Genomic DNA, 24,810 nt, shown 5'->3' with positions numbered 1-24,810 from the left:
GATCGGCGGTGGGGGGGGTGGGGCGGCGGTCAGGCGGAGGCGCGGTGGACCAGGTGGGTGTCGAGGAGGACGTAGGGGGTCTGGAGGTCCTCGCGGCGGATCCGGGACATCAGCAGCCGGGCCATCTGCCGGCCCATCTCCTCGACCGGCTGGTGCACGGTGGTCAGCGGCGGGTCGGCCTGACGGGCGATCGGCGCGTCCTCGAACCCGACCACCGCCACGTCCTCGGGCACCCGCCGGCCGGCCTCCCGCAGGGCGCGCAGCGCACCGCAGGCCATCAGGTCGGAGGCGACGAAGACGGCGTCGAGGTCCGGGCACTGCTCCAGCAGCCGGCGCATGGCCGAGGTGCCGCTGCTCTCGCTGAAGTCCCCGTACGCGATCAGGTGTTCGCTGACCGGCCGGCCGCTGGCCTGGACCGCCTGCCGGTAGCCGGCGAGCCGGGCCACGCCGACCGCCATGTCCTGGGGACCGGCGATCGTGGCGACCCGGGTCCGGCCCCGCTGGACCAGGTGTTCCACCGCCTGCCGGGCGCCGCCGGCGTTGTCCACGTCGACGAAGTAGGCGGCCTGCGCGCCCGGTTGCAGCATCCGGGCCGGCCGCCCGCCGAGCACCGCCGGCAACGACCGCTGCTCCAGCAGGGTCGGCAGCGGGTCGGCGTCGTGCAGGGAGAGCAGGAGTACGCCGTCCACGTGCTGCGGGGTGAGGTGGTGCTCGACCCGTTCCCGCTCGGCCGGCGACTGGGCCATGGCGAGCCAGAGCTGCATCGGGGTGTCGAGCAGGCCGGAGCTGATGCCGCGCACGATGCCGGCGAAGAACGGCTCGCCGAAGACCCGTTCCTCCGACTCGGAGACGACCAACGCCACCGAGTCCGTACGCTGTGTGACCAGCGCGCGGGCGGCGCGGTTGGGTACGTAGCCCAGTTCGGCGATGGCCTGCTGGACCGCCGCCCTGGCCTCCGGACTCACCTGCGGCGAGCCGTTGACGACCCGGGAGACCGTTCCCCGGCCGACCCCGGCACGGGCGGCGACCGCGTCCAGGGTGGGCCGCCCGAGTGACCGGGTGCGCTGGGTTGTCATGGTCTGCTCCTCCGACGTTGGGGTGGGCCGGCACCGACGGCGTCGATGGGTCGGTGCCGGCACCCCGGTTCTGACTGGCCTGGTTATTGTGCGGCCAGACCGTTACGTCGGATCACGTCGGCGTACCACCTGGCGCTGGACTTGGGGGTACGAAGCTGGGTGTCGTAATCGACGTGGATCATGCCGAAACGCTTCGTGTAGCCCCATGCCCATTCGAAATTATCCATCAGGGACCAGGCGAAGTATCCACGCAATGGCACACCCGCCTCGATCGCGGTGTGACAGGCCCGGAGATGGGCGTCGAAGTACGCTACCCGGTCGACGTCGTCGACCTCCCCGTCGACCACCTCGTCGACGAAGGCGGCCCCGTTCTCGGTGATGTAGAGCGGTACCTCCGGGTACTCCCGGTGCACCCGCTCCAGGACCTCGACCAGGCCCGGGGCGTCGATCTCCCAGTTCATGTCGGTCACCGGCACGCCCCGGGTGACGAACCGGACCTGCTCGCTGCCGGGCCAGTTCGACGGTGCCCGCCAGTACGGCTCCGGCTCGACCCCCTCGACCGGGGCGGCCACCACGTGCCGGCTGTAGTAGTTGATCCCCAGTACCGAGAGCGGACTGGAGATGATCTCCATGTCGCCGTCGCGTACGTGCCCGAAGTCGGTCACCTTCGCCAGGTCCTCGACCACGTCGGCCGGGTACTCCCCGCGCAGGATCGGGTCGAGGAAGAACCGGTTGGCCAGCCCGTCGATGCGGCGGGCGGCGTCGACGTCGACCGGGGTGTCCTGCTGCGGCGAGACCGCGTACAGGTTGAGCGTGATGCCGAGTTCGTGTTCGGGCCGGACGTCCCGGATCGCCTGTACGGCGAGACCGTGGCCGAGCATCAGGTGGTGGCCGGCCTTTACGGCCGCCTCCGCGTCGCTCAGACCGGGGGCGTGGGCCCCGGAGCCGTAACCGAGGAAGGCCGAGCACCAGGGCTCGTTGAGGGTGGTCCAGTAGCGGACCCGGTCACCGAGGACGTGGTGGGACAGGGCGGCGTACTCGGCGAAGCGCTCGGCGGTGTCCCGGGCCGGCCAGCCACCGGCGTCCTGCAACGGCTGCGGCAGGTCCCAGTGGTAGAGCGTCACCCACGGCTCGATGTCGTGTTCGAGCAGGTCGTCGATGAGCCGCTGGTAGAAGTCGACCCCCTCGGGGTTGGCCCGTCCGCTGCCGTTGGGCTGGATCCGGGGCCACGAGAGCGAGAACCGGTACGACTTCAGCCCCATCTCGGCCATCAGCTTGATGTCCTCGCGGAACCGGTGGTAGTGGTCGCAGGCCACGTCCCCGGTGTGCCCCAGTTTGGTCAGTCCGGGGGTGTGGCTGAACGTGTCCCAGATCGACGGGGTACGGCCGCCTTCGGTTGCCCCACCCTCGATCTGGTACGCCGCGGTGGCGGCACCCCAGAGGAAGGTGCTCGGGAAGATGAGCTCGTTGGTCACGACTTGACGGCGCCTTCCATGATGCCGCCGATGATCTGGCGGCCGAAGAGGATGAACACGATGAACAACGGCAACGTGGCGATCAACGTGCCGGCGAAGATCTGCGAGTTGTCGGCGAAGTAGGCCGAGTTGAGGCTGCGCAGCGAGATCTGCACGGTCGGGTTGGCCGGGTCGGCCAGCACGACGAAGGGCCAGAAGAACTGGTTCCACTGTTCCATGAAGGTGAGCAGGCCGAGGACGGCGGCGGCCGGCCGCAGCGCCGGGGCGACCACGTGCCAGTAGACCCCCCAGGTGGAGCAGCCGTCCATCCGGGCCGCCTCGATCAGCTCGTTCGGTACGGCCTGTTCGGCGTACTGGCGCATCATGAAGATCCCGAAGCCGCCGATCAGGAACGGCACGGTGACCGACGGCATGGTGTTGAGCCACTCCAGCTTCGCCATCAGGATGTAGAGCGGCAGCACACCGAGCTGGATCGGCACCATCATCGAGGCGAGGATGATCAGCAGCAGCGCGTTCTTGCCCTTGAACCGGAGCTTGGCGAAGGCGAACCCGGCGAGCGAGCCGAAGAAGACGGTGGCGACGGTGATCGTGCCGGAGACGAGGAACGAGTTCATCAGACCCTTGACGATGTTCGCGTCGCCGTTGGCCAGTACCCGTTCGATGTTCTCACCGAGCTTGCCGCCGGGGAGGAACGGCGGCGGCCAGGAGTTGGCCGCGTCGTTCGTACGCGACGCGATGACGATCATCCAGTAGAACGGGAAGAGCGACAGGATCACCGCGAGGACGAGGCCGACCCAGGTCAGCGGGCTGGCCTTCCAGAGCCGCTCGGCCCGGTTGCGGGGGCGGTCCTTGGTCGGGGCGAGCGGCGAGGGCCGGGGCCCGAGCGTGGTGGTGGTCATTCTCGCGTCCCTCACTTGTCCGAGCTGATGCGACGGGCCAGCAGGTAGTTGATGGTCGACATCAACGCGATCAGCACGAAGAGCACGAGCGCGACCGCACCGGCGTAGCCCCACCGGAAGCGGGTGTTCATCACGTCGAGCAGATACATCGTGATCGTCTGGAACTGGCCCTGTGAACCGCCGGAGATGCCGCCCGAACCGCTGGTGAACAGGAGCGGTTCGGTGAAGAGTTGCAGGCCACCGATGGTCGAGATGATCAGAGTGAAGATGATCGTCGGGCGGAGCTGCGGGATCGTGATCGACCAGAACTGCCGGGTCTTGGAGGCACCGTCGAGCGCCGCGGCCTCGTAGACGTCCTTGTTGATCGACTGCATTGCGGCCAGGTAGATCAGCGCGTTGTAGCCGATCCAGCGCCAGTCGACCATGGTGGAGATGGCGAACCAGGAGGCGTACCGGTTGGCCCGCCAGTCGATCGGGCCGATGCCGACCAGGTCGAGCAGCCAGTTGGCCAGCCCGAACTCCCGGGCGTAGAGCATCGAGAAGATCAGCGCCACCACCGCGGTCGAGGTGATGATCGGCATCGCGATGGCCATCCGGAAGAAGGTCTGGCCCTTGATCTTCCGGTTCAGCGCGTTCGCCAGCAGCAGCGCGATCAGCAGTTGCGGGATCGTCGACATCGCGAACATGCCGAAGGTGTTGACCACCGCGTTCCAGAACTGCGGGTCCTGGGTGATCAGCTCGACGAAGTTGTCCAGCCCGACGAAGCTGATCGTGGCGTTCATCGGCGACCGGTCGGTCAGCGCGATCCAGACGGTGTAACCGATCGGGTAGGCGCTGAAGATCGCGAAGATGGCGAAGAACGGGAGGATGTACAGGTAGGGCGAGACCTTGAGGTCCAGCCGGGTGAGCGTACGACCGCGGGTGGGCCGGGGCCGCCGCTCGTCGTCCGCCGGGCGGCTGTGCCGGCCGGCCGCCGGGGCCGAATCGAGATCCAGGCTCATCGGAAGTCCTTCAACTAGGGGTGACGTATCACGCTGGGGTGGCGCCGACAGCGGGTACCTGTCGGCGCCACCCGTACGTCACGGCCGGGTCACTTACCGGCGGCCGCACCGTTCTTCAGCGCGTCCTGCCAGGCCGCGTCGGCGGCCTGCCCCTGTTCGACAGCGCGCAGCGCGTTCTCCACCGCGGTCCGTACGGCCTGGTTCTTCGGGCCGAGGTAGACCGGCTTCAGGTCGGTGGCACCGGCGGCGAAGATCTTGCCGATCGGCGCGTTGCTGAAGTAGTCGTTGGTCGCGGCGGTGACCGCCGGGTCGTTGAGCGCGGCCGGCTGCGAGGGCAGGTTGCCCAGCTTCTTGAAGACCTCGATCTGGCTCTGCGCGCTGGTCAGGTACTTGGCCAGCTCCGCCGCCGCCTTCTGGTGCTTGCTCGACTTCGGCACGGCGAGGAAGCTGCCGCCCCAGTTGCCGCCGTTGCCGGGGGCCTTGGCCACGTCCCACTTGCCGGCCGCGGCGTCACCGGCCTGCCCCTTGATCACGCCGGTCATCCAGGCGGGGCAGGCGATGGTGGCGAAGGTGCCGTTCTTGAAACCGGCGTTCCACTCGTTGGAGAACGACTGGAGGTTGTTCGAGAGCTTCGCGTTGATCATCTTGGTGGTCAGGTCGAACGCCGTCTTGACGTCCGGGTTGCTCGACAGGACCAGCTTGTTGCTCTTGTCGTAGTACGTGTAACCGGTGCCCTGGCCCGCCACCTGGCTCAGTACGACGTTGAAGAAGTTGGTCGCCGAGTCGACGAACTTGTTCTTCGAGTCGGCGGCGGCGAACTTGGCCCCCTGCTCGATGAAGGCGTCCCAGGTCGGCCAGAGCGCACCGACCGCTTCCCGCTCGGTGGGGAGCCCGGCGGCCTTGAACAGGTCGCTGCGGTAGCAGATCGCCATCGAACCGACGTCGGTGCCGAGGCCGAGGACCTTGCCGTCGGGGGTGGTGCCCTGCTCCCACTTCCACGGCAGGTAGTTCGCCTTGAGGTCGTTGGCGCCCTCGTCGGCGAGGTTCAGGAACTTGTCGGCCTGCGCGTAGAACTGCACGATCGTGCCCTCTTCGAGGGCGACGACGTCACCGGCTCCGGAACCGGCGGTGATCTGCTGGGTCAGCCGGGTGTTGTAGTCACCGAGGCCGAGGCCCTTGCCGCGTTCCTGGATCGTGACGTTCGGGTGGTCCTTCTTGTACTGCTCGTACAGGCCCTCGTACCCGAAGCCCTGGTCGCCGAAGACGTCGACGATCAGCGTGACGGGCGCGTTGGGATCGGCGGAGTTTCCTGACGAGTCGTCGCCACAGGCCGTCGTGGCGAACACCGCGACGGACGCGATTGCGATAGCCGCGAACCGCCGACGGCGGGACGTGACGCTCATCCTGACCCCTCTCAGGTCGCATGTATGTGTGGTGGGGGCGGTGGTGCGGGTTGACGCAGGAACGGCTGCCCGGTGAATGTCGTGCTCGGTGGTGTGGCGCGAGACACAGTGGCCGGGAGCGCTCCCATGAGATTGCCGTTGGGTTACCGGGGTGTCAATAGCCCGATGGGAGCGTTCCCATTTCGTTACCGCCACGAACCGGGTCAGCACGGGAGAAGAAGGTGTGCTACGTCCAGCTACCGGCGAATGGCCGGAATGCCCAACAGGCTCAGCAGAGGCGACGGGCGAGCGTGGTCGCGCGGTCGGCCACGAACGCCTCGGCGTCGAACGGACGGCCGATCCACTCCCGCATCGGCTCGTGGTCCGGATGCCCGGGGTCGGCGAGCGCGACCAGGAAGGTGCGGTAACCGAACGGCCCACCGACATCCTCGGGCGGGCAGGCACGGGCACCGGTCACGCAGATCGGGTAGCGCTCCCCCGGGTCGGCGCCGAACGCGTCCTCGACCGTGATGTCGTGTTCCCACCAGTCGCCGAAGTCGTAGGTGTAACGGAACCGGCTGCCCTTGCCGACCACCGCGTCCAGCCGGGTGTCCAGCTCGTCGCGCACGGTCAGCTCGCCGTCCGGGTCAGGTTCGCCGTACTGCAACCCGTCGATCTCGAACGAGTGCAGGTGGCAGTCCTGCCAACCCATCACATGCTGGAGGACGCGGTGCAGCCGGTCCAGGGTGTAGCCACCCGGCACCAGCACCCGCCGCCACACCAGGGGCGTGACATCGGAAAGCGAGACCTTCAGTTGGAAGATCTGCCGTTGCGGGCTCGACAGTTCGCGCACCATCAATCAATACCATGCAGGTCAACGCCACACCGGAGACTCAACCGAATAGCCCTGGATCGATCTGTCGGGTAACCGACGCGACTCGCCCGACGCGCCGGGGGCCGCGAGCGGGCCGGGCTCGACCTCGTCGCGCGCGCCGACCACGTCCAGGCGACGGGATCGCCGACGTGATCAGAAGACCAGGGTGGCGCCTTCGGTCCTGGCGCGGGCGTCGGCCGTACCGGGCTCCAGATTGGCGCAGAGGATCACCGAGGCGCCGACGAAGAGGGGCGCCAGCAGCCACTTCACCGGATGCTCGTGTTCGGCCGTCTCGACCAGCACCCGGTCGCCGGCACGGATGCCACGCAGTTCGGCGATCTCCCGGGCGAGTGTCGCCCACTCCCGGTAGCTGGTGCCGTCGACCGTGGCGGCGTCGGTCGGCTGGACCGACGCGTACGGCGGCAGGCTGTCACCGTGAGCGCGGACCTCGGTGACATAGTCCCGGTAACCGTCGGGCACCTCGCCCAGCGGCGCACCTCCCGAGGCGAGGCCGAGTACGAACCGGTGGTCCGCCTCGGGCACATCCTCCAGCCAGTTGTCGACCCGGTCACGGGCCACGAAGGTGGCGTCGACCGGCAGGTCCGACCCCGCGCCGATCCGTGGCAGACCGGCGGTGGCCAACGGGTGGAAGGCGACTGACACCCCCGCTGACCAGGCGCCGAGCAGCACCGCCGCGGTCTGCCAGTGCGGCGGGAGCAGCACCGCGGCCCGGTCTCCTGGCAGTAGTCCGCAACCGTCCACCAGCAGGTTCGCGGTCCGAGCGGTCCATTCGCCGAGCGCCGCCGCCGGCAGGTCCACGCGTTCACCGGTCGCGTCGTCACAGTAGGTGAGCAGGGGTCGGCCACCGTCGCCCGCCGCCAGGGAGAGCAGAGCAGGAGCCTCACGGGTACGCGGCGCCGCAGTCAGGTCCATGGGGCCGACCATACCGAACCCGTACGCGACGATCAGCGGCCAGCGGGGCTCACGCAGAGCGGATAAACGGAAGTTTCGTACCTGGAAGAACGTGTGCGTGCAGCGCTCAGCCGCCCCAGATCGCGGTCGCCCACTCGGGATGATCGACGAACGGATTACGGTTGCCCTGCCAACGGTCGTAGATGACCTGGTTGCGGCGCTTCTCGAACGCGTCCGGCGGGTCCGCCCGGTTCCACTGCAACAGAACCGAGAGCTTCCCCAGGTACGGGGCACTGCCGTTGCGTACCGACTGGTTCGGCTCCAGGTTCGGCCAGCCGTCGCCGCCCTCGTACCTGATCGCCATGTACATGATCATGCGGGCCACGTCGCCCTTGACCGCGTCGCGCGGCTCCCACGAATCGCCGTCGGTGAAGTTGCCCGGCGCCTCCCGCACCGGGCCGCCCCCGTTGTCGAAGTCCTTGTTGCCCCGCTCGGAGTTGACCGAGACGTCCTCCGGCCGCAGGTGGTGCAGGTCGGTGCCGGGCCCGGTCGCGGTACCGAAATCGCCGTGCGACTTCGCCCAGACATGCTCACGGTTCCAGTCGTCCGGGTCGCCACCGTTGACGTCCTTGCGCTGCGACCGCCCGCTGTAGAGCAGGATGACGTTGCCCGGGTTCGCCGGATCCTGGTCCGTCTCCTTCAACGCCTCCCAAACCTGGTCGTACGTGACCGTCCGCTGCACGCTGATCACCTCGTGCAGGGCGGTACGCAACGCGGGGCCGGTCCTGCCGACCGCGCTCGCGTAGTACGTCCGGTCGTAGTCGTCACCACCGGGCGTCGTACCGGGCGTCGGGGTGCGGGTGGGCCCGGCGGGAGGCGCGGAGCCGTCGACGCTCATCGCGGTCGGGTTCTTCAGTCCCCCGTGCGCGAAGTACGCCGTCAAGGTGCCGGTGACGGTGACGGCACGTCCCCGCAACGACGGGTTGGACCGGAGACCGAAGGTGTCCCGGTAGGAACCGGAGACCTGCACGTAGAGCATGTTCGCGGTGGCGGGCTCGCTCGCCAGGTCGGCGATCGCGATCGCCGTGTCCGAGGTGAAACCTGCGCGGAGCACCGTGTCGGTGGCCGTCGGCTGACCGACCACGTAACCGGTGACCGAGGCGGATCCGGCGCCCTGGGCGGCCAGTGCCTCAGCGACGGTCAGGGTCTCCGACGAGGCCGAGACCGCCACCACCGGCACCCCGACGCCGAGGACGAGCGCCAGCCCGATCGCCAGCCGCCACGCGCGTGAACCGGCGATCCGCTTCAGGTCCATACCCGGCCATGCTAGTCGAGTCGACTGTGCTGGGATGGCACCAGTCGATCATCTGGAGCGTTGTCATGACAGTCGGGTCCGATCACCGGTCGACCAGCCGTACGCCCTCGGTCTCCTGCGTCTTCGTCTGCCACGACGGCGCGGGACGGGTGCTGCTGGCCCGGCGCGGCGCCGGTGCCCGCGACGAGCCCGGCACCTGGGACACCGGGGCGGGGGCGTTGGAGTTCGGCGAGACGTTCGAGGCCGCGGTCACCCGCGAGGTCGGCGAGGAGTACGCCACCCAGCCGCTCGACATCACCGTCCTCGGCGTACGCAACGTGCTCCGGGACCAGCCCCCGTCGCACTGGGTCGCGGTCGTCTTCGCGGTACGGGTCGACCCGTCGACGGTCACGATCGGCGAGCCGCACAAGTTCGACCAGCTCGGCTGGTTCACCGTCGACTCCCTACCCGAGCCGCTGCACTCCCAACTCCCACCGACCCTGGAGCTGTTCGCCACAGGTCCGGCCGACCGACGGGCCTAGACCGGCCGTACCGCATAGGGTTTCGACATGATCTGCCGAGCGTGCCGCGAGCAGCGGCATGGCCAGTGCCCTGGCCGGAACTGGTGCGACTGCCAGCACCGGATCCCCGTGCCGACCCCACCGGTCACCGGGCCGGCCGGCGAATGAACGAGCCGACGCAGGCCGAGGCCACGCCGCTCACACCGAGCGAGGCCGAGTCCGTACCGACCACGCCGGGCGGTGACGGCCCCGATCCGTCGATCCCGACAACCGACCCCCGGGCCCCGATCCGCCGCCTCTGGCCGGCCCCGGACGACACCCCGCTGGACGACGCCGCGCTCGCCGCGCTCTACGGCCGGACCGAGGAGCCGCACCTGCGGGTCAACTTCGTGTCGAGCATCGACGGCGCGGTGGCGGTCGACGGCTTCTCCGCCGGGCTCTCCAGCGGGCCGGACAAGCGGGTCTTCGGCGTACTCCGCATGCTCTGTGACGCCCTGGTGGTCGGTGCCGGCACCCTGCGCCAGGAGAACTACGGTCCGCTCCGCCTCGACGAGCGGCGCCGGGCCTGGCGCCGGGCCCACGGACTGCACGAGTATCCGACCCTGGTCGTGGTCTCCGGGGCGCTGGACCTCGACCCCGGGCAGGCGGCGTTCGCCCAGGCACCGGTCCGCCCGCTGGTGCTCACCCACAGCCGGGCCACCCCGCCGCCGGGGCTGACCGCCGTCGCCGACCTGATCCGGGTCAGCGCGGACCCGATGGACCCGAAGACCCGGTTCGAGGAGTCCACCGAGATCGGCCTGGTGAACCAGGTCGGCCTGGTGGACCAGAACGACCGGATCGACCTGGTGGACCGGGTCGACCTCACGGCCGGGATGGCCGAACTGCACCGCCGTGGTCTGCGGCAAGTGCTCTGCGAGGGCGGACCGTACCTGTTCGGTTCGCTCACCACCAGTGACCTGGTCGACGAGGTCTGCCTGACCGTGGCACCGCTGCTGGCCGGTGCGGGAGCCGGGCGGATCACCGCCGGGACGCCGAGCCCGCCGCGCGGCATGGGGCTGCGGCACCTGCTCGCCGCCGAGTCGACCCTGCTGCTGCGCTACGCCCGCGGCTGATCGCGCCGGCCCAGCGGGCAGTGCCGGCCCGACCCGGGAGGGTGGCTCAGCCGGGGCCGGTGAAGAGGTCGGTCTGCTCGTCGACCCGCAGGTCGGCGGCGGTGTGCGGTGGGGCGGGACGCTCGGTCACCGGCAGCCGGGAGTGCAGCGGTGTCTTCGGGTCCGGGCCGGGGCGGGAGGTGACCGGGCAGGTCAACATCTGGATCGGCGGCGGCGGCGGGTCGAAGCCGCGCAGACCCCAGCGCACCCAGATCGGGATCCGCCCGGCCTCCGCCTCGGCCAGCAGCTTCTCCACCGACCGACGCCGGTTGCTGCGGTCTATCTCGATCGCGAGCGGTGGCCCGTCCGGGCGGGCGCAGGCGACGTCGAGGAAGGAGTGCCGGTGCGCGTACGGCGGGGGCAGCGGCAGCACGCTCGCCGCGCGGCGGTAGACCCGCCAGCCCCGCCCCGCCGCCCAGTCCGCGATCTCCTCGACCAGCAACTCGGTGACCTGCTCCGGGGTCCGGTCGAGGAAGATGAGCGCGGAGATCCGCTCGGCCAGCGAGGCGGCGATCAGTTCGGCATCATCCGGGGCAACCTGCACCGTGCCACGCTAGCTGGCTCGGAATCCCCGGAACACACCCTCCGGAGGTTGCTCAACGGTCCCCGTGGGCGCGGCGCAGGTTGTCGATGCTCACGTCGAGGGCTGCCTCGAGGTGGGTGAGCCGACCGGTGGAGAGCATCATCGTGACGCCGCCCTGGATCCCGGCGATCAGGGCGGCGGCCGTACGGTCGGCGTCCAGCTCCGGGTCGATCTCGCCGATGCCCTGCATGTGCCGGATCCCCACGACGATCTCCGACTGCCACTGTCGGATCAGTTCGTGCACCACCGCCTGGGCGCCGGCGGTGTTGCGCCCCAGTTGGGACACCAGCACGTTGAGCGGACACTGCTGCCCCTGTGCCCGGTAGCGCGCCACCACCGCGTCCCGCCAGGCGTGCCACGCCGACCAGGAGGTGAGGTCGCCGAGGAAGGGCTGCTGGTCGATCAGGACCCGGCCGGCCTCGTACCGGGCGACCGCGAGCAGCAGTTCCTCCTTGCCGTCGGGGAAGTAGTGGAAGAGCTGGCTCTTGCTGGTCCCGGTGCGGGCGCGTACGTCATCGAGGGTGGTGGCGGCGATGCCGCGCTCACGGATCTCGGCGGCGGCGCCCTCGACGATCCGCTGCCGGGTGGCGGCCCCCTTCGGGGTGAGGTTCCGGGTCACCACTCAGCTCCTTGGTCTGGACTCAAGGGTCCAGTTTATCCGGGACACAGCGGCCGGACCAGCGGTCCGTTACCGACCCCCCCGACCAGGCGTCAGCTCGACGTAGACCGAAAACTTACGGGCCACAAAACCGCCAACCACCTCCAATTACTCATGTTGCTCTATGTCTTGTGCAGTGAAATGTTTCGATCCATACTGCGGAATGTTTCACCACCACCGGTCGATCGGTAAGCCCGCGCACCCGGTCGACGCAGCCAGACGAAAGGAAGACGCATGAGACGACTCGCCCGCCTGCTCGGCGCCGCCGGAATCGCGGCGGCGTTGGCGCTGCTCAGCCTGGCCGTGGCCACCCCGCCGGCGGCTGCGGCCACGTTGACCGAGGTGACGAACTTCGGCACCAACCCGAGCAACCTGCGGATGCATCTCTACGTGCCGGACCGGGTCGCGGCCCGACCAGCGATCCTGGTCGCGGTGCACTACTGCACCGGCACCGGCCCGGCGTTCCACTCCGGCACCCAGTTCGCCTCGCTCGCCGACCAGTACGGCTTCATCGTGATCTACCCCTCGGCGACCCGGAGCGGCCAGTGCTTCGACGTCTACTCGCCGCAGGCACTGCGCCGCGACGGTGGCAGCGACCCGGTCTCGATCCTGTCGATGGTCCGGTACGTCCAGCAGCGCCACAACGGCGACCCGGACCGGGTGTACGCGACCGGCGTCTCCTCCGGCGCGATGATGACCAACGTCCTGCTCGGCAACTATCCCGACGTGTTCAAGGCCGGCGCCGCCTTCGCCGGCGTACCGCACAGTTGTTTCGCCACCACCGACGGCTCGACCTGGAACAGCCAGTGCGCCAACGGGCAGGTGGTCCGTACCGCCCAGCAGTGGGGTGACCTGGTCCGCAACGCGTACCCGGGATACACCGGCGCGCGCCCGAGAATGCAGCTCTGGCACGGCACGAACGACGAGACGCTGCGCTACCCGAACTTCGGCGAGGAGATCAAGCAGTGGACCAACGTCCACGGGCTGAGCCAGACGCCGACCTTCACCGACACCCCGCAGTCCGGCTACACCCGGACCAGGTACGGCGGCAGCGGGCCCACCGCACCGGTCGAGGCGATCAGCATGCAGGGCGTATCGCACAACCTGCCGGTGAACGCCGCCGAGGCGATCCGGTTCTTCGGCCTGAACACCACCACCCCGCCGACCACCCCGCCGCCGACCACCCCGCCGCCGACCACCACACCGCCCACCACACCACCGCCGACCACTCCACCGCCGGCCGGAGGCGGCTGTGCCGTCGGTTACACCGTCAACGCCTGGAACACCGGCCTGACCACCGCGATCACCATCAGCAACCGGGGAAGCGCCCCGGTCAACGGCTGGACCCTGGCCTTCACCCTGCCCGGCGGCCAGACCATCACCTCCGGCTGGAACGCCTCGTACAGCCCGAGCAGCGGCGCGGTGAGCGCCCGCAACGTCAGCTACAACGGCACCATCCCGCCGAACGGCTCCGCCGGCATCGGCTTCCAGGCCACCCACACCGGCAACACCGGCCGGCCCACCTCCTTCACCCTCAACGGCGTCGCCTGCACCCTCACCTGACCGTCCGGCTCCCGGCCGGGGTGACGCGACGAGCGACGCGACACCCCGGCACCCCGGCGGTTCGCCGTACCGGCGAGGTGACACCCGCCACCGCCGGCACGTGCCGGCCCCGCCGGCAGGCGCGTCGACTTGGCACCCTGTCGTACGGGTGGGGCAGGATGCATCTCGTGTTGTATCTCGCGCGAAAGTCGATCATCATCGCCGGCGTAGGCCTCCCCGCTCAGCAGGGGCTGGCCCGCCGGCCGTACCCGGTCAGGGGCCGGCGATGAGCGACCCGCTGGCCAGCGGCACACCGGACAACCCGGGCGAGGAGGTCGGCCGGGTGCTCGGCACCGCCGACGCCACCCCGTTGCAGTTCTGGACCGCGGTCGCCCCCGGCAGCTACCTGCAACTCGACGACGTGGTGGTGACCCGTCGTGAGCTGCCCGACCGGGAACCGGTGACGATCGCCGGGGTGGTCACCCAGGTCCGGGCCCGGCACGAGGGCGCCCAGTTCGACTCCGACGTCTTCGCCATCGCCGACGGCACCCTGCCGGCCCAGGTGCAGGAGGCGGCCGAGATCACCACCACCCGGGTCGACCCGGAGTTCTACGTGCCCCCCTCCCCGGGCGCGCTGGTCCACCGGGCACAGGGCGAGGCACGCGACTCGGCGCTGCACTTCGACCGGATGGAGCGGCGGGTGCCGATGGGGACCGGCCGGGACGGGGTGCCGGTCTTCCTCAACGCCGACTTCCTCGACGGCAGCCGGGGCGCACACGTCTCGATCTCCGGCATCTCCGGGGTGGCGACCAAGACCAGTTTCGCCACCTTCCTGCTCTACTCGGTGTTCCGCTCCGGTGTGCTCGGCGGCGACGCGGTCAACGCGAAGGCGCTGATCTTCAACGTCAAGGGCGAGGACCTGCTCTTCCTGGACCATCCGAACACCCGGCTCGACGCGGCCACCACTGCGGCGTACGCGAAACTCGGGCTCACCGCCGGCGCCTTCCCCGACGTACGGGTCTACGCCCCGCCGAGGGCCGGGGACGCCTCCGGCACCCCGGACGTCAGCAGCCGGTTGACCGGGGTGGACAGCTTCTACTGGACGCTGACCGAGTTCTGTGCCGACCGGCTGCTGCCGTACGTCTTCGCCGACGCCGACGACGAACGCCAGCAGTACACGATGGTGGTCCACTCGGTCACCGCGCACCTGCACCGCTACGCCCAGCCGGCCGACGGCGGGGTGAGCATCGACGGGGTCCGGGTGCACTCCTACCCCGACCTGGTCGACCACATCGTCGAGCAGCTCACCGACGAGGAGACCCGCTCCACCTGGGCCGGCAGCGCGATCAACACCGGCACGGTGAACGCCTTCGCCCGACGACTGATCAACAGCAAGAAGGACCTGGGCCGGCTGATCCGGGGCGACCTGGCCACCCGCCGTCCGCACCGGATCAACACGGCGGAGAGCGCCCAGGTCACCGTGGTCGACCTGCACAACCTGCCGGACCGGGCGCAGCGCTTCGTGGTCGGCGTGACGCTCAAGACCGAGTTCGAGAACAAGGAGAAGACCGGCACCGCCAAGCCGCTGCTCTTCGTCGTCCTCGACGAACTCAACAAGTACGCCCCGCGCGAGGGCTCCTCCCCGATCAAGGAGGTGCTGCTCGACATCGCCGAGCGCGGTCGTTCCCTCGGGGTGATCCTGATCGGCGCCCAGCAGACCGCCAGCGAGGTCGAGCGACGGATCGTGACCAACTCGGCGATCCGGGTGGTCGGCCGGCTCGACCCGGCCGAGGCGTCCCGCCCCGAGTACGGCTTCCTCCCCCCGGCCCAACGCCAGCGGGCCCTGCTCGCCAAACCCGGCACGATGTTCGTCAACCAGCCGGACATCCCGGTCCCGCTCTGCCTGGAGTTCCCCTTCCCCGCCTGGGCCACCCGGGTCTCCGAGGCCGGCCAGGCCCCGTCGGAGACGCTGCGCTCGATCACCCAGGCGGCCGACCCGTTCGCGGTGGTCGGCTCCGGGGCCGGCGCGCTGACCGACGACGACATCCCGTTCTGAGGACCCCGCCGTGAAGATCCTGCACACCTCCGACTGGCACATCGGCAAAGTCCTCAAGGGACAGTCACGGGTCGCCGAGCAGGTGGCCGTACTGGCCCAGCTGGTCGAGGTCGCCCGCGCCGAGCGCCCCGACCTGGTCATCGTCGCCGGTGACCTCTACGACACCGCCGCGCCCACACCGGAGGCGACCCGGCTGGTCACCCGGGCGCTGACCGCACTGCGCGCCACCGGGGCGCAGGTCGTCGCGGTCGGCGGCAACCACGACAACGGCCCGGCACTGGACGCGTTGCGGCCGTGGGCCGACGCGGCCGGGGTGGCGCTGCGAGGCAGTGTCCGGGACACCCCGGACGAGCACCTGGTCGACGGGGTGACCGACGGTGGCGAACGGTGGCGGCTGGTCGCGCTGCCGTTCCTCTCCCAGCGGTACGCGGTCCGCGCCACCGAGATGTACGAGCTGACCGCCGCCGAGGCGAACCAGACCTACGCCGACCACATCGGACGGCTGTTCCGACGGCTCACCGAGAGCTTCACCGAACCGGACCGGGTGCACCTGGTCACCGCCCACCTGACCGTGGTCGGCGCGATGGCCGGCGGCGGCGAGCGGGAGTCGCAGACCGTACTCGGCTACGCGGTGCCCGCGACGGTCTTCCCGACCAACGCCCACTACGTCGCCCTCGGCCACCTGCACCGGTCCCAGCAGGTGCCCGGCCCGGCGCCGATCCGCTACAGCGGCAGCCCGCTGGCGATCGACTTCGGCGAGGAGGAGAACCACCCCTCGGTCACCATCGTCGAGGTGACCACCAGCACCGCAGCCAAGGTACGTCAGGTGCCGATCACCGCCGCCGCTCCGCTGCGTACCGTCCGCGGCACCCTGGCCGAGCTGGCCGAACTGGCGCCACCGGAGGGCTGGCTGCGGGTGTACGTACGGGAGACGCCCCGGGCCGGACTGCGCGAGGAGGTGCAGGCGCTGCTCCCCCGCGCCCTGGAGGTACGGGTCGACCCGGAGCTGCTCGCCGCCGCGTCCCGTACCCGGGCGGCGCCCCGGGCCGGCCGCTCCCCGCGGGAGCTCTTCGGCGACTACCTGGAGAGCCGGGAACCGGAAGCCGACGACGTACGCGACCTGTTCGACGAGCTGTACGAGGAGGTGGGCGGGTAGTGCGTCCGCTCCGGCTCGACCTGGCGGGTTTCACCGTCTTCCGTGAACCCACCACCATCGACTTCACCGACGCCGACTTCTTCGCCCTGGTCGGACCGACCGGTTCGGGCAAGTCGACCGTGCTCGACGCGATCTGCTTCGTCCTCTACGGCACCGTGCCCCGCTGGGGCGGCACCCGGGGCATCGCCAACGCGCTCGCCCCGTCCGCCGTCGAGGCCCGGGTCCGGCTGGTCTTCGACTCCGCCGGCTCCCGCTACGTGGCGACCCGGGTGGTCCGGCGGGACAGCCGGGGCAACGTGAAGACCGGCAACGCCGGGCTGCAACTGATGCCCGACGGCTTCGACGTGACCAAACTCGACACCGGGATGAGCCCGGAGGATCTCGGCGAGGTGATCGCCGGCACCCCGGCCGAGATGGAGGCGGCGGTGCTGACCGCGGTCGGCCTGCCGTACGAGCAGTTCACCAGTTGCGTGGTGCTGCCGCAGGGGCAGTTCGCCGACTTCCTGCACGCCAAACCGGCCGCCCGGCAGGAGATCCTGGTCAACCTGCTCGGCCTCGGCGTCTACCAGAAGGTTCAGCAGGCGGCGACGGCACGGGCGGTGGGGGCCGAGGCGCGACTCGCCGCCGTCGACCAGGTGCTGCACGGGCTCACCGACGCCGACGAGCAGACCCTCGCCGCCGCCACCGCACACCTCGACGCGATGCGCCGGCTCGACGCGGACGTCCGGGCCGCCGTACCCGAGCTGCACCGGGCCCGCGCGGCGGCGGACGCCGCAGCCGCGCGGCTCACCGCCCTCGACGAAGAACTCGCCGAACTCGACCGGATCCACCCGCCGGCCGACGTCGCCGCCGTCACCCGGGCGGTGGCCGACGCGCGCGCCGCCGCCGCCGAGACCGCGTCGGCGGTCACCCTCGCCGAGGAGGCCGAGGAGAAGGTACGTGGCGAGCTCGCCGCCGCCGGGGACGCCACCACCCTGCGGCTGCTGCTCCAGGCACACACCGAACGGGACCGGGTTGCCGCCGAGGCGGAGTCACTCGGCGCCGGGCTGGCCACCGCCGAGGCCGAGCACGCCCGGGCGGTGGCCGCACTCGACCAGGTACGGGCCGCCGCCGCGCGGGCCGACACCGAGTTGGAGGCGGCCCGCCGGGCGTACCAGGAGGCGCAGACCGCCGACCGGGCTGCCGCGTTGCGAGGTCACCTCACCGCCGGGGCCCCGTGCCCGGTCTGCGAGCAGGAGGTGCACGTGGTGCCGGCGGTGCCGGCCGGTTCGGCGGTGACCGCCGCCGAGGCCGCCGGGCACGCCGCCCGGACCGCCGCCGACGCCGCCACGAAACTCCTCGCCGAACGGGACCGGGCTGCCCGCGCGCTGGAGCGTGACCTGGACCGGGCGCGGGCCCGCCACGACCAGCTCGCCGCCGCCCTGGCCGAACTCGACGGCCGGCTCGTGGACTCGCCCGGCCCGACCGCGCTGCGCCGCGAACTCGCCGCCCTGGACCGGTTGCGCGGGCAGCTCGACCAGGCCGGCACAGCGGTGCGCACCGCCCGGGAGGCGTCCCGGCGGGCCCGCGTGGCGGTCGAGACGGCCGAGGAACGGGTCCGGCTCGCCGGCCGGGACTTCGACACCGCCCGCGACCGGATCGCCCGCCTCGGCCCACCCGCCGCCGACCGGGACGACCTCTCCGCCGCCTGGGCCGCCCTGCGGGAGTGGTCCGCCCGGGAGACGGACCGACGCCGGGCCGACCGGGTCGACGCCGCAGCCTCGGTCACCGGGGCGCGTGCCGCCACCGAGACCGTCGCCGCCGGCATCAACGCGCTCTTCGCCGACGCCGGGGTGAACGGCTTCACCGGCCGGGCGGGCGGATCCGAACCCGACCCGGTCGCCGCCGCGGCGGTCGCGGTGGTGGCGGCCGAGGCGGAGGTACGGCGCCTCACCGAGCGGCGCGAGCAGGCCGAGGAGCTCACCGCGAAGCGGGTCGAGCACGAGAACGCCGCCCGGACCGCCCGGTCCCTCGCCGGGCACCTACGGGCCAACAACTTCGAACGCTGGCTCCTCGCCGAAGCGCTCGACCTGCTGGTCGACGGGGCCTCCCGGATCCTGCGCGAACTCACCGGCGGGCAGTACGAACTCACCCACGACAAGGGCGAGTTCTCCGTCATCGACCAGCACGACGCGGGGCTGCGCCGGGGCGTACGCACGCTTTCCGGCGGGGAGACCTTCCAGGCGTCCCTGGCCCTGGCGCTCGCCCTCTCCGAGCAGCTCGCCGGCCTCTCCACCACCACCGCCAGCCTGGAGTCGATCCTGCTCGACGAGGGCTTCGGCACCCTGGACGTGGCCACACTGGACACCGTCGCGGCGACCCTGGAGACACTCGCCGCCCGAGGGGACAGGATGGTCGGCGTGGTGACCCACGTACCGGCCCTGGCGGAACGGGTGCCGGTCCGGTACGAGATCCGCAAGGACGCCCGTACGGCCAGGGTGGAGCGGGTCGGATGACCGGCCCCGACGCGCCCCGTCCCCGGCTCTACGTCGACGGCTGGGACCCCTCGTACGGCGCCTCGTTCGAGGCGGCCGGCGGGCCGGCGACACCGAGCAGCGCCCAGGTCGACCCGAGCGTCGAGATGCCGGCCGACCAGTGGCGGGCGGTCGCCGCGCCGGACGGGCTGCGCCCACCGGACGTGGTGCTGCTCGTCGACGGGGTACGCCGGATCGACGCCAGCGTCTGGACCCGGGAGCACGACGGCGGCTCGTACCCCGGCATCGCCGCCTCGTACGCCGCCGGGGTGGTCCGCTGCGACCTGCGACGCGGGGCGGCCGAACTGGCCGGTGCCCGGGTCGCCCGGGGGCTCTTCACCGCCAGCCCGTCGGCCGGGGACGTGCTCGCCGGGCAGGTCCGCTACTCCCTGCACCGGGTCGGCGGCACCGGTGAGCTGAGCAAGCTGCCGGCCGCCGTACAGGGTCCGCTGACCGCGCTGGAGGTCGAGGTTTCCGGCGCCGCCCGCAGCGACGACGACCTGCTGGTGGTTGACGGCCCGCTGCGTAACCGGCGCCAGTTGCCGCGCGCGATCGGCTACATCAAGACCCAGCACAGCCAGTATCTCGACGCCCGGCTCACCGCCGTGGTGACCGGGCTGGCGCCCGGCGAACGGTCACCGGTGTTCAAGCTCGGCACCGCCTGGGGCGGCTACTCCTGGTACCTGCGACTGCCGGGCACCGCCGGCGCCCCGTGGGCCGGTGTGGTCCGGGTCGAGTGCTCCGCCGAACTCGATCCGTCGGAGGCGATCGGTCTCGCCGACCGGTCCCTGGTGACCCTGCCCCGGTTCGCCTCGTCGCCGTACAAGGACCCGCGCGCACCACAGAACCTGATCCCGATCGCCGGCCTGGAACGGCGGCTACGGGCGCTGCTCGGCGACGCCCGGCTGCTGCACCGGACGCTGACCGTGGCCGCCGGACGGGCGTCCCGCTGACCGGTGATCCTGACCATGGTCGGCGGCCCGGCGCCGGGCTGACCGGTGATACTGGGCGGTATGGCACGTAAACGAGGTCCGGATCGACTTGGCGTACGGGTCGACACCGGCCTCGCCGAACTGGTGCCCGATCCCGACCGGCCGCGCGCGTTCACGCTCAACCTGGACGGCGCACCGCAGTCGCACGTCGACCTGGACGACCCGACCCATCTCGAGTTCGAGTACATCCGTCGGATGGCCGCCGCGATCGACCTGATCGCCCCGGCCGGGCAGCCGCTGCGGGTGCTGCACCTCGGCGGCGGCGCGCTGACCCTGCCCCGGTACGTCGCCCAGACCCGGCCCGGCTCCACCCAGCGGGTGGTCGAGGTCGACGCCGCCCTGGTCGAACTGGTCCGGCGGGAGCTGCCCTGGCCACCGCAGGCCCGCCTGAAGGTACGGGTGGCGGACGCCCGGCAGGCCCTGGAATCCTCCCCGGACGACTCCTACGACCTGGTGATCGCGGACGTTTTCGCCGGTGCCCGGACCCCCGCCCGGCTGACCTCGGTGGAGTTCGCCGGTGCGGTGGCCCGGGTGCTCCGGCCGGCCGGCACCTATCTGGTCAACATCGCCGACGGGCCGCCGCTGCGGCACGTACGGGCGCAGGTCGCCACCGTCGGCTCGGTGCTGCCGATGGCCTGCCTGGTCGCCGACGCGGCGGTGCTGCGCGGCCGGCGGTACGGCAACCTGGTGCTGGTCGCGGGCCGGGTCGCCCCGCCGGTGGCCGAACTGACCCGTCGCGCGGCCGGGGACTGGTTTCCGGGCCGGGTCCTGGCCGACGACGAACTCGACCGCTTCGCCGGCGGGGCCAAGGTGGTGGTGGACGCGACCGCGACCGCCTCCGCCCCGCCCCCGGCCGGCACCTTCGGCGTCGCCGGGTGATCCGTACCAGCTGAGGTCCGCCTGACCCGGGTCCCGAGCAGCCGAATCCGGCTCGAAAGGGATCTGCGGGAATTCGTTTGATCCGTTGCCGGCCGGAATCCGTACCCCTCGGTGGCTGATGACGGGAAGCGGAGGGGTGAATGCGTACGGTGACCGAAGAGCGGCCTGCCGACCTGGTCCGGGCGGACTGGGTGCGCGTACCCCGACCGCGAAGAGAAATTGATGCCGGGGGCGGTATCGACGTCCGAAACGCGGCCGGCAATGATGGGCGCGTGACGCCACGATCGGCTACCGGCCGCCACCAATCCGGATCAGCCGAGGCCAACCGTTCGGACGATTTGGTTCGGCTCCTGTACGAGCAGCATGCGGGCCCTTTGCTGATGTTCGTGCTCCGCCTCACCGGCGGGGACCGGCAACGCGCCGAGGACGTCGTACAGGAGACGCTGCTGCGTGCCTGGCGCAACGCGCACCGGCTCGGTGCCCAGGGACAGACGTCCCTGCGGCCCTGGTTGGTAACCGTCGCCCGGCGAATCGTCATCGACGAACATCGCAGCGGTCAGGCCCGGCCAGCGGAAACGTACGACCGTGATCTGGAAACATTCTCCGAAGCTGACGAAACCGAACGGGTGCTTCGCCTGATGACGGTTACCGACGCACTCCGCACACTGAGCGACTCGCATCGGGAAATCCTGGTCGCGACCTATTTCCGGGGCCGTACGGTGCCGGAAGCCGCCGAGGAGTTGGGGCTGCCCCTGGGCACCGCCAAGTCCCGGGTCTACTACGCGCTACGCGCCCTGCGGACCGCGCTGCAACAGCGGGGGGTGACCGAATGAGCCGGTCCGACCACTTCGACGTCGCCTCGTACGCCCTGGGCGTGCTCGACGAGGAGGACACCGTCCGGTTCGAGGAGCACCTGGCCGACTGCTGGGCCTGCGCCGGCGAACTGGAATCGATGCTGCCGGTGGTCGACCTGCTCGCCGAGGTGGACGGTGACGACCTCGCGGTGATGGAGCGGTCCACCGCCAACGACCAGCTCGTCACCCGGGCACTGAACGTGGTCAGCCTCGACCGGCGCCGGGCCCGCAAGCAGCGGGTCCTCAGCCTGGCCGCGGGCGTGGTCGTGGTGGCGCTGCTGAGCGGCCTGGCCCTGGTCGCCGGGGCGAGCTGGGTCGGCGGCACGAACAACACCGGCACCAACAGCGCGCTGCCGACCCCGTCGTTCACCGGTGGTGGGTTCGGCGGCCCGGAGATGGCCGACGCGGAGAAGTTGACCGTGACGGACAAGGACACCGGTGTGAAGGCGGATCTGCTGCTGGACGCCCGGCCGTTCGGCACCCAGGTGTCGTTCGCGCTGAGCAACCTCACCGGTCCGCGTACCTGCCGGCTGGTGGTGCTGCGCAAGAACGGCGATCCCGAGGTGCTGTCGAGCTGGACCGTGCCGCCGGAGGGTTACGGCACCCCGGCCCACCCGGAGCCGTTGCTGTTGCAGAGCACCACGTCGGCGCAGCGGACCGACATCGACCGGATGCAGGTGCAGGCGGTCGACGCGAAGGGAACGCCGACGGCGCTGGTGACCGTTCCCCTGTAGACGCCGGCCCCCGGGGCCTCAGGCTCCGGGGGACTGCCCGACCCGGTCGACGAGCCGGCGGAACACCGCCTGGGTGGGCGAGCCCGGCTCCGGCACGTAGACGATGATCCGCTGGTCGGCGTCGGCGACGTGCAACATCTGGCACTCGAACTCGAGTGGCCCGAACTCGGGGTGCGGCACCCGCTTCATGATCCGTCGGCGGACCTCCACCTCGTGGTCGGCCCAGAACCGAGCGAACCGGGGCGAGGTGCCGAGAAGCTCGGTGACCAGCCCCTCGATGCTCCGGTCCCCCGGGTAGCGCCCGTACGCGGCGCGCAGGTCCGCGATCGAGCTGCGTACGAACCGCAGCATGTCGGGGTCGTCCCAGTGCCGGTCCGAGTCGGGCCGGCGGAACATCCAGCGGATCATGTTCCGGTCCGTGGTCGGCACAGTGGCGAGGTCGCCGACGAAGTGGACCGCCAACCGGTTCCAGGCGAGCACGTCGTACTTGGCGTCGACGACGTACGCCGGTGTCTCGGTCATCGCGTCGATCAGGTGCCGTACGCCGGGAGCCACCTCGCGGCTCGGGCCCGTCGTCGCGGGCGCGCTCTCGCCCGCGATCTGGAACAGGTACGCACGCTCGTCCCGGTTCAGCATCAGCGCGCGCGCCAGCGCCATCAGCACCTGCCGGGACGGGTGCGGGCCGCGGCGCTGCTCCAGCCGGATGTAGTAGTCGATCGACATGCCGGCGAGCTGGGCCACCTCCTGCCGGCGCAGCCCCGGCGTCCGGCGTCGGATGCCGTCGGGCAGCCCGACGTCCAGCGGGCGCAGCCGGGCCCTCCGGCTACGCAGAAACGCCGCCAGTTCGTCGCGCCGCAGTCCGGCCCCCGCGTCCACCCCGCCCATCACCCAAGGGTGCCTCAACCGGTGGCGGGATGGGTGGTACCGGCGGTACCAGCCTCCGCCGGTCTCTCCCGCCGACCCCCGCCGGTCGGCAGTCTCGCTCCATGACCACGAACATGACCGCCCTGATCACCGGGGCGAACAAGGGAATCGGATTCGCCACCGCCCGGCAGCTCGGCGGGCGCGGCTTCACCGTGCTGGTCGGCGCCCGCGACCCGGAGCGGGGCCGGGAGGCGGAACGGGCACTGCGCGACGCCGGCACCGACGCGCACGCCGTGACCCTGGACGTCACCGACGAAGAGTCCGTGGCCAGCGCCGCGAAGTGGATCGACGACCGGTACGGCCAGCTCGACGTGCTGGTGAACAACGCGGGGATCGCGCTCGGCGACGGAACCGGACAGCCGAGCGAGACCCGGTTGGCGACCCTGCGGACGGTGTACGAGACGAACGTCTTCGGGGTCGTCGCGGTCACCAACGCACTGCTGCCGCTGCTGCTGGCCGCGCCGGGCGCCCGGATCGTGAACGTCTCCAGCGAGGTCGGTTCGATCGGCACCATGACCGACCCGACGAACCCGCTGTTCCCGTTCGCCTCGGTGCCGTACCCGTCGTCGAAGACGGCGCTCAACATGGTCACCGCCATGTACGCCAAGGAGCTGCGGGACACGGTGATCAAGGTGAACGCGGCGAATCCCGGCTACTGCGCGACCGACCTGAACCACCACGGCGGGTTCCGTACCCCGGATCAGGGGGCCGAGGTCAGTGTGCACCTGGCCACCCTGCCCGGGGACGGGCCGAGCGGACTGTTGTGGGGTTACCTGACGGACGGCTCGTACGGCGTACTGCCCTGGTAGCTGTCAGGCCCGACCGGCGGGTGCCCTGCGCTGCCGGGGCACCTGCCGGTTGAAGCACGGGTGCAACGCCACGACCAGCGCGTCCTTCGCACCCTCCGGGTTCTCGGTCTCCTGCCAGCGGACCGTGCAGCGGCCCAGCCATTCGGCGATGTCGGCGGCCGGCGCCGCGCTGCCCGGGGTGTCGAGGATCTGGCCGACCTGGTCGTGCAGTGGCGACGAGCCGCGGCTGCCGGTGAGGTGCTGCCGGAGCCGGCGCCGCAGGTTGCCGGTCCAGCCGACGTAGACGACCGCGGCACCGTCGACGACCACGTGCACGCCGGGCGAGCTGGGAGCGGCGGCGGCGGCTTCGATGGTGTACGGCTGAGCGGCGGTGAAGCCGGCCAGCAGATCGTCACGGGTGAGGTTGAGCATGCACGGACGCTACCGATCCCGGCCCTCCCCCGTCACCCCCGCACCGGCGTGGTGGCCCGCGCCCCGCCGCGCGCCCGCGTACGGGAAATCGCGTCCGACAGTTCAACGGCCTGC

22 protein-coding genes and 1 pseudogene are annotated in these 24,810 nt (G+C 71.1%); 11 read left to right on the top strand and 12 right to left on the bottom strand.

What is annotated here, in order from left to right; all coding sequences use genetic code 11:
* Positions 1-29: 29 nt before the first annotated feature.
* From BDK92_RS26800 to BDK92_RS26765, 8 genes are all read right to left on the bottom strand, one after another.
* Entirely contained in the window at positions 30-1,076 is a 1,047-nt protein-coding gene (locus BDK92_RS26800) for a LacI family DNA-binding transcriptional regulator (RefSeq protein WP_121159187.1), read from the bottom strand.
* Between the two features lie 83 nt (positions 1,077-1,159).
* Entirely contained in the window at positions 1,160-2,551 is a 1,392-nt protein-coding gene (locus BDK92_RS26795; protein ID WP_121159186.1) for a GH1 family beta-glucosidase, read from the bottom strand.
* Complete coding sequence (locus tag BDK92_RS26790; RefSeq protein ID WP_246017258.1) at positions 2,548-3,450, bottom strand: carbohydrate ABC transporter permease; 903 nt, start codon at positions 3,448-3,450, stop codon at positions 2,548-2,550. Before BDK92_RS26790 ends, BDK92_RS26795 begins: the two co-directional genes overlap by 4 nt.
* An 11-nt stretch (positions 3,451-3,461) precedes the next feature.
* Complete coding sequence (locus BDK92_RS26785; protein WP_121159185.1) at positions 3,462-4,451, bottom strand: carbohydrate ABC transporter permease; 990 nt, start codon at positions 4,449-4,451, stop codon at positions 3,462-3,464.
* 89 nt (positions 4,452-4,540) lie between these two features.
* Positions 4,541-5,854 carry an ABC transporter substrate-binding protein gene (locus tag BDK92_RS26780; protein WP_121159184.1) on the bottom strand — a complete coding sequence of 438 codons (1,314 nt, stop codon included), beginning with the start codon at positions 5,852-5,854 and terminating at the stop codon, positions 4,541-4,543.
* 268 nt (positions 5,855-6,122) lie between these two features.
* A complete protein-coding gene (locus tag BDK92_RS26775; protein ID WP_121159183.1) occupies positions 6,123-6,689 on the bottom strand; it encodes a plasmid pRiA4b ORF-3 family protein in 567 nt (188 codons plus the stop codon).
* Between the two features lie 171 nt (positions 6,690-6,860).
* Positions 6,861-7,640 (bottom strand): TIGR03089 family protein, encoded by a 780-nt coding sequence (locus BDK92_RS26770; protein ID WP_246017257.1) that lies wholly within the window; start codon positions 7,638-7,640, stop codon positions 6,861-6,863.
* Positions 7,641-7,746: 106 nt separating this feature from the next.
* The gene (locus BDK92_RS26765; protein ID WP_121159182.1) at positions 7,747-8,934 is read right to left on the bottom strand and encodes an endonuclease; all 1,188 of its coding nucleotides are present in this window, start codon (positions 8,932-8,934) and stop codon (positions 7,747-7,749) included.
* Between the two features lie 65 nt (positions 8,935-8,999).
* Between BDK92_RS26765 and BDK92_RS26760 the strand changes: the two genes are divergently transcribed.
* The gene (locus BDK92_RS26760) at positions 9,000-9,455 is read left to right on the top strand and encodes an NUDIX domain-containing protein (protein WP_121162611.1); all 456 of its coding nucleotides are present in this window, start codon (positions 9,000-9,002) and stop codon (positions 9,453-9,455) included.
* A gap of 143 nt (positions 9,456-9,598) precedes the next feature.
* Entirely contained in the window at positions 9,599-10,546 is a 948-nt protein-coding gene (locus BDK92_RS26755; RefSeq protein ID WP_121159181.1) for a pyrimidine reductase family protein, read from the top strand.
* 46 nt (positions 10,547-10,592) lie between these two features.
* Here the strand turns inward: BDK92_RS26755 and BDK92_RS26750 are convergent, their stop codons facing one another.
* A complete protein-coding gene (locus BDK92_RS26750; RefSeq protein ID WP_121159180.1) occupies positions 10,593-11,129 on the bottom strand; it encodes a hypothetical protein in 537 nt (178 codons plus the stop codon).
* Positions 11,130-11,181: 52 nt separating this feature from the next.
* Positions 11,182-11,787, bottom strand: a complete 606-nt coding sequence (locus BDK92_RS26745; RefSeq protein ID WP_121159179.1) for a TetR/AcrR family transcriptional regulator — start codon at positions 11,785-11,787, stop codon at positions 11,182-11,184.
* Positions 11,788-12,060: 273 nt separating this feature from the next.
* Between BDK92_RS26745 and BDK92_RS26740 the strand changes: the two genes are divergently transcribed.
* The 8 genes and pseudogenes from BDK92_RS26740 to BDK92_RS26705 all read left to right on the top strand — a co-directional run bounded on the left by BDK92_RS26740 (position 12,061) and on the right by BDK92_RS26705 (position 22,552).
* On the top strand, positions 12,061-13,389 hold the full coding sequence (locus BDK92_RS26740; RefSeq protein WP_121159178.1) for an extracellular catalytic domain type 1 short-chain-length polyhydroxyalkanoate depolymerase: 1,329 nt from the start codon (positions 12,061-12,063) through the stop codon (positions 13,387-13,389).
* Positions 13,390-13,654: 265 nt separating this feature from the next.
* A complete protein-coding gene (locus BDK92_RS26735; protein WP_121159177.1) occupies positions 13,655-15,424 on the top strand; it encodes an ATP-binding protein in 1,770 nt (589 codons plus the stop codon).
* A 10-nt stretch (positions 15,425-15,434) separates the two neighbouring features.
* The gene (locus tag BDK92_RS26730; RefSeq protein WP_121159176.1) at positions 15,435-16,580 is read left to right on the top strand and encodes an exonuclease SbcCD subunit D; all 1,146 of its coding nucleotides are present in this window, start codon (positions 15,435-15,437) and stop codon (positions 16,578-16,580) included.
* Positions 16,580-19,075: an AAA family ATPase gene (locus tag BDK92_RS26725; protein WP_121159175.1), complete on the top strand. Its 2,496-nt coding sequence runs from the start codon at positions 16,580-16,582 to the stop codon at positions 19,073-19,075. The genes BDK92_RS26730 and BDK92_RS26725 overlap by 1 nt, the downstream gene beginning before the upstream one ends.
* On the top strand, positions 19,072-20,046 hold the full coding sequence (locus BDK92_RS26720; protein WP_121159174.1) for a hypothetical protein: 975 nt from the start codon (positions 19,072-19,074) through the stop codon (positions 20,044-20,046). The genes BDK92_RS26725 and BDK92_RS26720 overlap by 4 nt, the downstream gene beginning before the upstream one ends.
* Positions 20,047-20,106: 60 nt before the next feature.
* Positions 20,107-20,964 carry a spermidine synthase gene (locus BDK92_RS26715; protein WP_121159173.1) on the top strand — a complete coding sequence of 286 codons (858 nt, stop codon included), beginning with the start codon at positions 20,107-20,109 and terminating at the stop codon, positions 20,962-20,964.
* Positions 20,965-21,233: 269 nt separating this feature from the next.
* A pseudogene (locus BDK92_RS26710) lies at positions 21,234-21,797 on the top strand (sigma-70 family RNA polymerase sigma factor); the annotation flags it as partial.
* On the top strand, positions 21,794-22,552 hold the full coding sequence (locus tag BDK92_RS26705) for an anti-sigma factor family protein (protein WP_121159171.1): 759 nt from the start codon (positions 21,794-21,796) through the stop codon (positions 22,550-22,552). The pseudogene BDK92_RS26710 and the gene BDK92_RS26705, both read left to right, overlap by 4 nt.
* A gap of 18 nt (positions 22,553-22,570) precedes the next feature.
* On the opposite strand, the gene BDK92_RS26700 is transcribed toward BDK92_RS26705, so the two are convergent.
* Positions 22,571-23,437 carry a helix-turn-helix transcriptional regulator gene (locus tag BDK92_RS26700; RefSeq protein WP_121159170.1) on the bottom strand — a complete coding sequence of 289 codons (867 nt, stop codon included), beginning with the start codon at positions 23,435-23,437 and terminating at the stop codon, positions 22,571-22,573.
* 101 nt (positions 23,438-23,538) lie between these two features.
* On the opposite strand from BDK92_RS26700, the gene BDK92_RS26695 reads away from it, so the two are divergent.
* The gene (locus BDK92_RS26695) at positions 23,539-24,285 is read left to right on the top strand and encodes an SDR family oxidoreductase (protein ID WP_121159169.1); all 747 of its coding nucleotides are present in this window, start codon (positions 23,539-23,541) and stop codon (positions 24,283-24,285) included.
* A gap of 3 nt (positions 24,286-24,288) precedes the next feature.
* Here the strand turns inward: BDK92_RS26695 and BDK92_RS26690 are convergent, their stop codons facing one another.
* Positions 24,289-24,696: a GIY-YIG nuclease family protein gene (locus BDK92_RS26690; RefSeq protein ID WP_121159168.1), complete on the bottom strand. Its 408-nt coding sequence runs from the start codon at positions 24,694-24,696 to the stop codon at positions 24,289-24,291.
* Positions 24,697-24,810 lie beyond the last annotated feature (114 nt).

This window comes from Micromonospora pisi, from assembly GCF_003633685.1.
Classification (GTDB): Bacteria; Actinomycetota; Actinomycetes; order Mycobacteriales; family Micromonosporaceae; genus Micromonospora_G; species Micromonospora_G pisi.
Note: the sequence above shows the minus strand (reverse complement) of the source record. Positions and strands in the feature narration are given on the sequence as shown.